The organism is Kaistella faecalis (genome assembly GCF_019195395.1).
GTDB classification, from domain to species: Bacteria; Bacteroidota; Bacteroidia; order Flavobacteriales; family Weeksellaceae; genus Kaistella; species Kaistella faecalis.
On sequence record NZ_CP078067.1, the window covers coordinates 791018 to 803147 of the forward strand.

8 protein-coding genes are annotated in these 12130 nt (G+C 39.3%); 6 read left to right on the forward strand and 2 right to left on the reverse strand.

From position 1 onward, the window contains the following. The first annotated feature begins 357 nt into the window (after positions 1–357). From KTV93_RS03760 to KTV93_RS03775, 4 genes are read left to right on the forward strand one after another with little or no spacing between them, the layout of a single operon-like run. On the forward strand, positions 358–1251 hold the full coding sequence (locus KTV93_RS03760; RefSeq protein ID WP_218249990.1) for a DMT family transporter: 894 nt from the start codon (positions 358–360) through the stop codon (positions 1249–1251). Continuing rightward, the gene (locus KTV93_RS03765; RefSeq protein WP_218249991.1) at positions 1251–2330 is read left to right on the forward strand and encodes a putative type IX sorting system protein PorV2; all 1080 of its coding nucleotides are present in this window, start codon (positions 1251–1253) and stop codon (positions 2328–2330) included. The genes KTV93_RS03760 and KTV93_RS03765 overlap by 1 nt, the downstream gene beginning before the upstream one ends. 12 nt (positions 2331–2342) lie before the next feature. Then, positions 2343–5180, forward strand: coding sequence for a T9SS type A sorting domain-containing protein (locus KTV93_RS03770; RefSeq protein ID WP_218249992.1), 2838 nt, complete (start codon positions 2343–2345; stop codon positions 5178–5180). 33 nt (positions 5181–5213) lie between these two features. Further along, positions 5214–6002 (forward strand): hypothetical protein, encoded by a 789-nt coding sequence (locus KTV93_RS03775; protein WP_218249993.1) that lies wholly within the window; start codon positions 5214–5216, stop codon positions 6000–6002. Here the strand turns inward: KTV93_RS03775 and uvrC are convergent. Then, entirely contained in the window at positions 5989–7782 is a 1794-nt protein-coding gene (gene uvrC, locus KTV93_RS03780) for an excinuclease ABC subunit UvrC (RefSeq protein ID WP_218249994.1), read from the reverse strand. The genes KTV93_RS03775 and uvrC overlap by 14 nt on opposite strands. Before the next feature lie 198 nt (positions 7783–7980). On the opposite strand from uvrC, the gene KTV93_RS03785 reads away from it, so the two are divergent. Then, entirely contained in the window at positions 7981–8532 is a 552-nt protein-coding gene (locus KTV93_RS03785; RefSeq protein WP_218249995.1) for a hypothetical protein, read from the forward strand. 54 nt (positions 8533–8586) lie between these two features. Here the strand turns inward: KTV93_RS03785 and KTV93_RS03790 are convergent, their stop codons facing one another. Then, positions 8587–10401 (reverse strand): hypothetical protein, encoded by a 1815-nt coding sequence (locus KTV93_RS03790; RefSeq protein WP_218249996.1) that lies wholly within the window; start codon positions 10399–10401, stop codon positions 8587–8589. Between the two features lie 186 nt (positions 10402–10587). Between KTV93_RS03790 and hutH the strand changes: the two genes are divergently transcribed. Next, positions 10588–12078, forward strand: a complete 1491-nt coding sequence (gene hutH / locus KTV93_RS03795; protein ID WP_218249997.1) for a histidine ammonia-lyase — start codon at positions 10588–10590, stop codon at positions 12076–12078. The last annotated feature ends 52 nt before the right edge of the window (positions 12079–12130 follow it).

Here is a 12130-nt window from a genome sequence, read left to right on the forward strand (position 1 = left end):
AAAAAAAATTTGTCTAAAGGTAAGATTTTTAATTATAATTCCTTTATTGATAATGCTTTGAAGTAATTATTTGAGCCACAGAAATTTAATTATCAAAAATTAACATTATATAACGTTCTCTCATAAAATATTTAGGCTAGTTTTAGCGTTAATGATATACAAAACCTAAAATAGTTTCATGAATTCTCAGAATTCAGTTCCTAGTTTATTTTTTTAATAGTTTATTATTTGAAGGCCCCAAAAGTTGATGAAGCTTTTGGGGTTTTTGTTTAAATTTCTGAGTAATCATTATCAATATTTTACGGGTCAATCTCAAACAGATTTGTAGCTTTGCATGAATTGAAAAAATAAACCCCAGTGTTACAAAAATCCGCTCTTTTCAGGTTGCATCTCATTGTTTTTCTATGGGGATTTACTGCAATTTTAGGAAAACTCATTCACGCGAACGCACAGATTCTGGTCTTTTACCGGATGTTTTTTGCAGCGTTTTTCCTGTTCCTTTTCATTCGCGTCATAAGACGTGAAAGTTTAAAGGTGTCGCGAAAACTCTTGGTACAGCTGTCGGTGATCGGTGGTTTTATGGCTTTTCACTGGTTGTTTTTCTTCTATTCGATCAAAGTTTCCAATGTATCTATCGCGCTGAGCTGCCTTTCGCTGTCAACGCTTTTCGCCGCAATTTTAGAACCCATAATCTTTAAGAGGAAAATTGATATTTCGGAGGTGATCATGGGAATCGTCATCGTAATCTGTATGGGTCTGATTTTCAAAACAGAGTTTCACTACAAAGAAGGAATTTTTTACGGTATCCTTACCGCACTGTTCGGAACAATATTCTCCGTATTTAACGGAAAAATCTACGGAAAAACAAGCTCAGGAAATATCATCTTCTACGAAATTTTTGCGGGATTTCTGATCTTAACTGTATTTTATCTGCTGACGGGACAAATTACTCAACTCAACGAAATAAGTTACCGTGATTTATCGTTAATCTTATTATTGGCAAGTGTTTTTACAGCGTTCCCGATGCTGGAATCCATAAAACTGATGAAGTATATCTCGCCCTTTACTTTAATTTTAACGATTAATTTAGAGCCGGTTTACGGGATTATCCTCGCTTTTTTTATCTTTGGTGAATCGGAACAGATGAGCCCTGTATTTTACATTGCCTCATTAATCATGATTTTAGCCATTGTTGCCAATGGAATAATAAAATCCCGGAAAACGGCAAACACAAAAAAAGTAGAAATTTGATGAAAAAAATATTCTTTGGACTCCTTATTTTTTCAGGATTTTTTTCTGATGCGCAAATCATCAGGAAATACTCTAACGAATTTCTAAATATTGGTGCCGGAGCCCGCGGGCTTGCGATGGGCGGTGCGGTAATTTCGAATCAGAACGATGTATACTCACCGATGTGGAATCCGGCCGGCTTAATCGGCATCGACCGCGACTGGCAAGGTGCTGCAATGCACGCTGAATATTTCGAATCTATTGCTAAATATGATTATCTCGCTTTTGCAAAACCTTTAGACAATAACGGCGGTGTTTTCGCCATTTCAATTGTTCGCCTTGGTGTTGATAATATTCTTAACACCACACAGTTAATTGATACTGAAGGAAATATCGATTACGACAAAATCACCAGTTTTTCTCAATCCGACTATGCAGCTTTGCTTTCCTATGCATTTCGACCTGGAAGTCACAGGATTTCCGTCGGGGTAAATGCAAAAATGGTTTACAGAAATGTGGGAAAATTCGCCAGCGGTTATGGCTTCGGTTTTGATCTGGGCGTGCTTTATAATGCTGACAATGGACTAAATTACGGTGCCATCCTGCGGGATGCTACTACGACAGTGAACTTCTGGACCGTGAACCAGGATGAACTTTCGGCAGTAGTTAATGGCGAGGAATTCAATCCTGCGCCAAAAGATAAAATGGAAATCACGATGCCGAAACTGAATTTGGGAATCAGCAAGAATTTTGAGATCAACCGTGATCTGGAACTACTCCCGGAAGCCGGTTTGAATGTTGATTTTGCAAAAACAGCCGCCGTGATTTCAACAGATTTTGCCAGTATCACCCCTTACGCAGGCGCGGAACTGAAATTTCAGGACATGATTTTCGTGCGTGTAGGCGTGAACAGATTTCAGAATATTACCGATATCGAAAGTTTAAAACGCAAAGTTTCTTTTCAGCCCAGTGCGGGAATCGGCATTAAATATCAGGGCCTCACACTTGATTACGCCATTACCAATTCCGGGATTGGCGGCTCTAATTTTTACTCCAACTTTTTCTCCTTAAAACTCGATATGGGAGATTTCCGGAACTAATTCCACTTTCCTATGAAAAAAATCTACATCCTCGTCCTTTCTGTATTTTATACACTCGGTTTTTCTCAACAGCTCGATGCTGAATTGTACGAAATCAATTACCAAAGTGGCTTAGATGCCCGGAATTTATTTAAATATAACGATCAAATTCTTTTCGCCGGTGCCAAAAACGATATGTCGCCAGGGTATTGGAATATGAATTACGAACTTTGGTCTTACAATTTCACCACAAAAAAAACAACGCTTCTGAAAGAGCTTGTGCCGTATGCGAGCTCACCTTTCGGGCACGATCCCCAATTTCTTTTATTTAAAGGAAAAACCTACTTCCTCGCAGAAATAAACTCCAAATATGAACTTTGGGAAACTAATGGAACTACGGACGGTACCCGGAAGGTTTTCGGATTTCCCGATAATTATGTCATGCAAATGACTTCAAATACGGAAAAAATCATCATTACCGGAAATAAAACAGTTTATATTTCTGATGGTTCAACGGCAGGAACTCAACTACTTATGCACACGGCAGGTGAACTAGAGAAAAAACCGTTTCCTTACCAGTCTTATTTTGTGTTTGCCGCAAAAGATGCATCGTATAAAAATGAACTTTGGATGACCGACGGCGGTACTTCGGGCACCTTTAAAATAAAATCTTTAGATACAAATGACCAGCTGACCGTACATGTAGATCTGGACTGTTATATTTTAAATGGTCAACTGTTTTTCTACGGCCAGGACTCAAGTGGAACTAGAAATGGTTTGTGGGCCCTGGATAATGCCACAAAAAAAGCAAAGTTTATTTTTAAGACCAATGGAGTGAATTCCGGCAAGGTTCTGAACAATAAGCTTATTTTCTTTGGTAACACCTCAACTGACGGTAATAATCTTTTTGCCACCGATGGAACTGCCGAAAACACGAAGGCTTTAAACGCTACCATGCATTTTGCAAGCTCGGTTAATGAAGGGACAGGTTTGCAGATTTTGGGAGATTCGGTTTACTTTTTCGCGAATATAAACGAACGGAACAGGCTGTGGAAAACAGACGGTACCATGGCGGGAACGGTTTCGACAAATATCATAATCCCGGATTATGCTCGCCCGAATTTTCTGAAATATTTTCCGGAAAATAAACTTCTGCTCCTTGAAAATGCCTCCCATAACTTATTTTATCTGCTTGATGAAAATCTAAATGTAACCGCCCTCAACGAAACACGACTGCACGATGCGGTTGAAAAGGACAACAAACTGATCTTTAATCTGTACACCAAAAAATTTGGTCTGGAGTTATCTCAGTTCGATCCGGCTACTGCAGAAATTTTACTTTTTAAAGACAGTCAACATGAAATAGGAAGTTTCCCGTCGAACCTGCAGACCACGGCACAAAACTCTCTCATTTTCACCGCTAATGATGGTGAGTTTGGAAACCAGTTTTACAGCATTACCACTAAAGGTGACATCCCAAAAGTCATTAAGCAAAGTCCGAGCTGGAACAGCGTGCCAACGGGCGATCTTTTTAAAGTAGGCACATATTATTACGTAAAACCTTCGGAATATACGAGCGCTTTGGCAAAAACAAACGGTGAGGAAACGCAGACGCAGTTTTTATCGCTTCCTCAAACTTTTGACAGTTCTGCTTCTTTTGGAAATCTCAATGATGAAGCGCTCATCGTGACGACCTACAGCTCCAATCCGGAAAGAAACATTCGCGTCTGGAAAAACAATGTAGAGAGTAATACCGTAGAACTCATCAAAGAAATCCCGACTGGTTCCACAGTTCAAAACGCCAAAAGTATTTCGTACAAAGGCAATGTATATTTCACGGTGTATACGGCAGATTACCAAACACAGATCTGGAAAACCGACGGCACCGCGACCGGAACAAAAATCGCTTTCGACATTCCGGATAATGATTACTACAGCAATGTTCCACGACTTTTACAAGTCTTTGACAATCATCTATTAGTGGCTAAAAACACGAAACTCTGGGCCTTTAATGGAGATACCGAGCAGATAAAAGAAATTCCTTTCCCCACAAATGACTGGGGATACGGCGACTGGAATGTTGCCGACAATACGTTAATCGATGAGGGGAAATTATATATTTTGTCTCAGCTCGGTTATGGAAGTGTTTTCAGATTTAATGATCTGCAGTCGGAGCCCACCAATCTGCTCAGTGCTAACTTTTTTGGGACCCAGACTTCCTTTAAAAAATGTGGAAATCAGATTTATGTCGGAAACGGAACATATGACGATAAGCTGCGCGTGCTTTGGAGCATTAATACCGCGACCTCTTCGGCTAAAGAAATCATCAACTATAATGCTGACGCTTCGATTTCGAATTTAACATGTGCGAAAAATTATCTATATTTTCTCCGGGAAAACAACACACAGGTTTGGCGGACAAACGGAACCGCTGAAAGCATAATTTCTCTGCCGATCAACGTTTTAAACGACGAACAGATCGCTTCTGATGATCAAATTTTAAAATTACATTCTTATGATGACTATATTTATTTTGTGGCAAAAACCAAAAGTTCAGGCACAGAACTTTATATTGTGAAAACCGAATTACCAGTTTATCTCAGTACGGGAAATGCAGCGACGGGAGGCGAAAAGATCAAATTAATCTTATACCCAAATCCAGCAACATCATTTATTAATATCAAAGAAAACCAAACCCCGCAAATCGAGACATACAAAATATTTGACACAACGGGAAAACAAATCCTGAGTGGAAAATACGCCGGTCAGCATCAATCCATCGATATTTCGCGATTGCTCACAGGAAATTACATCATCGAAATCACAACTAAAAACGGAAGCCGATTTTCTCAAAAATTTATTAAAAAATAAACATTCGTCAGTTTAAGTCAAACATAAATTATCATGAAAAAAATTCTGCACTTATCATTTTTCATTCTATTTGCCGCGGCTTACAGTCAGAATATTTCCAATTACGAATATGTTTCTATAGCAGCGAAAACGGGGAAGTTCGAATCCGCCAAATACGGTTTGAGTGGGATTTTAAGCTCAAAACTTAAGGCGGGGAAATACGAAGTTGTGAGTGAGAGCAATGATTCCTGGCCTGAAGCTGCAAAAAATAATCCTTGCGGTGTTCTGAAAGCAGAAATTGAGGATACCAGCACCTTCCTAAAAAACAAAATACAGGTAAACTTCAAAGACTGCAGCGGAAAAACTGTGGCTTCGTTTGAAGGAAAATCAAACATCAAAGAATATGAGCCCGGATTTAAAGATGCTTTAAATGTGGCATTAAGAAATCTGCCTGCTTCAAATCCTGAGAAATTGGCCGTAATTACTGAAACTCCAAAACAGCCCGTGGCAATTGCAACCGAACCTGTAAAATCAACATCAAACCAAACTCCGAACAGCGGTGCAAAAACTGAAAATAAAGCAGAAACTTTCAGTAACGGAACCTTAAATTTAAACCGGATTTTTATTTCCGACAGCCAGTTTATCCTCGCCAGCCCGAATAATTCTACACCTTACGCCATCTTTAAAGCGACTACTAAAAAAGAGGTGTACAGAGTTCAGCTTCAGGATGGATCGCAAACTTTAGGATATATCGAACACGGAAATATCGTGATTGAATTGCCCAATGCTGACGGAAGTTACAGGAAAGAAATTTTTGAAGAGACTGTTATTATGGCGTATTGAAATACTCCCAAACCAATCCGCCACGGCTTTTACCAAGGATTTCCTCCAAAGTTTCCCTGGAAGATTCTTTTACTCTTTTTACCGATTTCAGTTTTGAAAGCAGAAGTTCGATGGCTTTTTCCCCAATTCCCGGGATTTCTTCAAGTTCTGATTTAATGGTAGAATTTTTTCGCCTTGTCCGGTGATGTTTTACCCCAAAACGGTGAGATTCGTCCCGAACACGCTGCAAAATTTTCAGCGTTTCAGATTTTTTATCGAGATATAAAGGGATGGAATCTTCAGGAAAATAAATTTCTTCCAGCCGTTTCGCAATGCCGATGATGGTAATTTTTCCATAAAGGCCAAGAAGCTTCAGGCTTTTCACGGCAGACGAAAGCTGGCCTTTTCCTCCATCGATCAAAATCAACTGAGGCAACGGTTCATTTTCATCCAAAAGTCTTTTATACCGGCGGTAAATCACTTCTTCCATGGTTTTAAAATCATCAGGACCCACTACTGTTTTCGGGTGAAAAATCCGGTAATCTGCTTTACTCGGTTTTCCGTTTTTAAATACAACGCACGCCGAAACCGGATTGCTTCCCTGGATATTCGAGTTATCAAATCCTTCAATATGTCGTGGTTCAGTAGGCATCCGCAGCAGTTTCTGCATTTCTGCCATGATTCGGTTTGTATGTCTTTCGGGATCTACAATCTGTACCTGTTTTAATTTTTCGATGCGGTATTCTTTGGCGTTTTTCTCCGAAAGTTCTACAATTCTCTTTTTGTCGCCAACTTTGGGCACAATCAATTTTACGTTTGGAATTTCGACGGTAAGATGGAATGGCAACAGAATTTCCTTTGAGTTTGAATTGAATTTCTGCCGGATTTCAATCATCGCTTCCTCAAGCATATCTTCGTCGCTTTCTTCGAGAATTTTTTTTATTTCTGTCGTAAAACTCTGTATGATATTTCCATTTTGTATTTTAAAATAATTGATATAAGCCGCAGTTTCGTCGCTCGTCATCCCGAAAACATCCACATCATCAATGTTCGGGTTCACGACGGTGTGTTTGTGCTGGTAATTCTCCAACAGATCAATTCTCTCCTTGATGATATGGGCATTCTCAAATTCCAGATTCTCGGCAAATTTCATCATCTGCTTCACCAGATAATCTTTTGCATGCCGGAAATCGCCTTTAATTATACCCCGTATTGCATCAATTTTCTGATCATAATCATCTTTGCTTTCCAGCATTTCGCACGGACCTTCGCAATTTTTAATATGATACTCCAGGCAAACTTTATATTTTCCCTCGGCAATTTTTGCGGGCGCAAGATTCAGATTACAGGTCCTGATTTTGTAAATATGTTTAATAGTGTCGAGCAATACTTTTGCGGGACGCACTTTCGCGTAAGGTCCGTAATACTCGGAACCGTCTTTGATCATGGTTCGGGTTAAAAAAATGCGCGGGAAATTTTCGTTTTTGATGCAGATCCACGGATACGATTTGTCATCCTTCAACATTACATTATAGAACGGTTGGTGCTCTTTGATCAGGTTATTCTCGAGCAAAAGTGCGTCGTACTCGCTTGGAACAATGGTCGTTTCGAGTCGGTAAATCTTACCGACCATAATTCTGGTTCGGTATCCGGAAAGATTCTTATTGAAATAAGAAAGTACTCTTTTTTTCAGATGCTTCGCTTTACCAACATAGAGCAGCTGCCCGTTTTTATCATAATAACGGTAAACGCCGGGTTCGGATGGCAATGTTTTAAGCTGAAGTTCGAGGTCGGAATTCATGTAACAAAAATAGGTAAAAAGTAATAGCTAAAGGTTTTTATGATACGTTTAACAAAAAACCATGAAAATACAAATCATTGTTTTCTGCTATTATTTTAGCGTGAAAATACTGACAGCCAACCATTTAATAGCAATACATTTGGAACAATTTTTTACCGCCGATGTCTCATCGGTTGATAATCAATAAAAACTTTAGACATGAAAATCAAAATCACGCTTCTGATGCTTGCATTGGCTCAATACTACTGTGCTCAACTTTCCGACTGTGGGGAAGCTATCGCAAAAATTGACAATCATCAACTTGAAATTAAGGAACTCAGCAGGCAGGTAAATTATTACAAAAACCTGCTGAACTTATCAAAAGCAGTCCGCTCATCCGCTTTTGAGGATGTACAGTATACCATCAATCAGGTAACCGGTTCTAAAAAAGACGGAACTATTCTTGTGCGCTTCACCTACCGGAATCTTAATGATCACCCTCGGAAAATCCTGCAGTGTGAAAAAGCGGTCATCGTAGATACACAGGGGAATCAGCATCAAACTAACCAAGTATATCTATCGCCAAATGGGGGGAGAATCCTGGCGAACGATGTGCTTGCCAAAATTCCATATCAGGGTGCAATGGTTTTCAAAAAAAGCACAGCTTATTTTCCGGTAATCAAGGCGCTGTTGGTCTACGCTTATCCTCTAGATAATCTTACGAGCCCAAAACCCGTGGTATTTGAAAATATTCCTGTGATCTGGGAATAAAAAAAACGTCACCCTGTCTTTTGACAGGCTGACGTTTATAATAGCAGGCAATTTCTATAACGCCCTATTTTCAGGAATTACAAGACCTGTGATTTTACTTTTATAATCTGCCAATTGGGTCTGAATTGTTTTCATATTATCAATGAAAAACGTAGTTTCTGAAAACAATCTTTCATAATATTCTACACCCTCGGTGAGATTGGTCCTAAAGGTTTTCCACTTCTTAACCTGTGCATTGGTGAAATTTTCTGAGAAATCTTCAATTTCATTTTTTAGGTAATCAACATACATCTTCAATTCGTTCACGAAAAGATTCGGGCGGTCATTCTGAGGCATTACATTTTTCTCTCCGTAAATATGCTGCACCATGTCTGCCAAAGAAACTTCTTTGTCAAAATAAGCGAGATTTGGTCCCGGACAAACCACCACACCTTGTTTTTCTCCTTTGATTGGAAGTTCATTTTCGAGATAAGATGAGTTTACCAAACCGACGCAAAGACATGATTTTTCAGTAATTTTTGCCTTTGCTCTATCGTATTCGCGATCGCTGATCTCATTTTTCTGGAGTTCGAGGTCATTCAGTTTAATCGTTTGATATTTTCGGGATGCAGTACAGATTCCCTCGGGCGAAAATTCTTTACTCAGCGCCAAAAACTTTTTAGGGCATGAACTTCCGGCTTTATTCTGAAGAACTTTCTGTTGTTTCAGGAATTCATTAGTTGTTCCTTTAACGGTATTGAAAGGAATTCCAAGCGGCGAAATATTGCTGAGATAAAAATCGTCTTCTTTAGATTTTGATAATAACTGACGCGTTTCTTTGTCTACAGAAGTTGCTTCCGGAACGAGCAGGAAAGGTGAACCCCAGCCGACACTGTCAAGCTGATAATTTTCGAGTAAAAATTCATGCTCTTCTGCGGTTCCTACGCCGCCCTGCACCGTAATCTTCATTTCCAGCGGTTGCGGCGGACAAGGCAACTCTTTCTGCGTTAAAGCTTTTACCATCAAATCGTGTGCGGAAGCGATTAACTCGTCTTTTTTTTGCTTAAATTCTTCCATGATAGGTCCCAAAAGCAATCCGTCGGTTGCAAAAGCATGTCCGCCGCAATTTAATCCAGATTCAACACGGTATTCCGAAACCCAAAGTCCTTTTTTCGCCAGAAAATTCCCCTGAATCATCGCAGAACGGAAGTCGCTTACTTTAAGAATAATTTTCTTTTTCAGTTCTCCATCGTTATTTGGAAAAAAATCCGGAAATGACTCAAAATAACTGTAAAGTCTGGGATTCATTCCTGCAGAAAGTACCACAGATGAAGAAAGTTTACTGTTCGCAAAACCGCGCAGCGATACGTGCGCATCATTATAAATTACAGGTAATTGAATGTTTTTATCAAAATTATCCTTGTCAACTTTGGTCATGATATTCACATCAATACTTCCCGGAGAAAGATGCGCGTCTAAGAATTTTCTGACGTTTTCTGTGAAATTATCCTTCTGCTCGGCAAGATTTTTCAGGCCATTTTTTACATCTGATTTGTTGGGTAGCATCGAGATGTAGTGATTAAGCGAATCTTTACTTTTGCTGAGTTCCTGCTTTAAATTTTCGAATTTCAAATTTACCACATCATCCACCATATCCAGGTACGCTGTGATTCTTTTTGCGCGGTAATCTTCAATTTTATTCGTGATTTCGGTATAACTGAAATTATTTTTCTGGTGATAGAGGCGGTTCATTCTCTCAATAATTTCATCGTCAATGATTGAAATTACTGATGAAATACCGTACTGTGCTACTTTTATAGGACTATCGATGGTATAGGCAAGTCCCATTACCGGGATGTGAAAATTGTGGACAGGTGTCTTTTCTTTCATGCATTTGGGGTTATTGGTGATATTATAATTTAGAAAACTATCAAAAATAGATTATTATTATTGACTATGCATAGAATACGATATTAAAAATGATTTCCAAAAGCATGACTTTTGTCAGTAATTATATAAATAGGGCTCGTTTTCCTAAACTGCTAAAAAAGTGTAATTTTAAGCAAATTCTTATCAATGAAAATTTACGGCATAGACCACCTTACCATTACCGATGTAATAACAGTCCTGAATAACCCATCAAAAGCAAAACTTAATAAGGAAGCGAAACAGAAGATTCTTAAATCCCAGCAAAATGTACAGCAGATTGTAGAATCCGACCGCACCGTTTACGGAATTAATACTGGTTTCGGCCCGCTATGCGATGTTAAAATTTCTGAGGAGGAAACAGCACAGCTCCAGCACAACCTCATTATTTCGCACGCTGTGGGTGTAGGAAAACCCATTGCCAAAGATTTATCGAAAGTAATGATGATTGCTAAAATTCATGCTTTGTCAAAAGGGTTTTCGGGCGTATCTCTAGAAGTTATTGAAAGGCTTATCCTCATGTTGGAAAAAGATATTATTCCTGTCGTTCCGGAACAGGGTTCCGTTGGCGCTTCAGGCGATCTCGCCCCTTTGGCCCATTTGGTTCTGCCGCTTTTAGGTCTCGGAAAAGTATGGGAAAACGATACTCCGGTAGCAACTTCTGAGGTGCTGGAGAAACATAGCTTAGAACCGCTAATCTTGGGACCGAAAGAAGGCTTAGGATTAATTAACGGAACGCAGTTCATTCTGGCTCACGCAATTCTGGGACTTTATAAATTTGACTATATTTTAAATCTTGCCGATTTAACTGCTGCACTATCTCTGGAGGCGTACCGCGGCTCCTCAAGCCCGTTTAAGAAAGAATTACATGAAATCCGACCGTTCGAAGGAAGTAAAAAAGTAGCAGCAAGAATGCTGAAGTTTCTGGAGAATTCGGAAAATCTTAAGGAACACGAATTCTGTGACCGTGTTCAGGATCCGTATTCGATGCGTTGCGTTCCTCAGGTACATGGTGCAAGCAGAAATGCCTTTGAACATTTAAAGATCCTTGCAGAAACAGAATTGAATTCGGTTACAGACAATCCGATTGTTTTAAGTTCAGAAGAGTCTATATCAGGCGGTAATTTCCACGGCCAGCTACTAGCCTTACCATTAGATTACTGTACCTTGGCGGCGGCTGAACTGGGGAATATTTCGGACCGGAGAAGTTATCTTTTACTGGAAGGGAAATTTGGCTTACCAAGGTTTTTGACGGAGAGTTCAGGTTTAAACTCCGGCTTTATGATTCCGCAATATACTTCTGCAGCATTAGTTACCGAAAACAAAACTTTATGTTTCCCAGCTTCAGCGGATTCAATTCCTACGAGTTTAGGGCAGGAAGATCATGTCTCAATGGGAAGTATATCAGGCCGCAAATTTAACCAGGTTTTAGGAAATTTAGAAAATATCTTAGCGGTTGAACTCATGTTCGGCGCTCAGGGATTAGAATTTCGAAGACCTGCAAAATGTTCCAAATATGTAGAAAAGGCTTATGCTCTCATCCGCACAAAAGTAGCGAAATTAGAAGATGACAGGTTAATAGGTGAAGATATTCTATCAATTTCGGACCTAATCAGAGAAAGAAAATTTGAGGTGAATTAGATATTCATTTTTAAATAATTATCAGCCCTGCTTTCAGCTGGGCTTTTTTTAT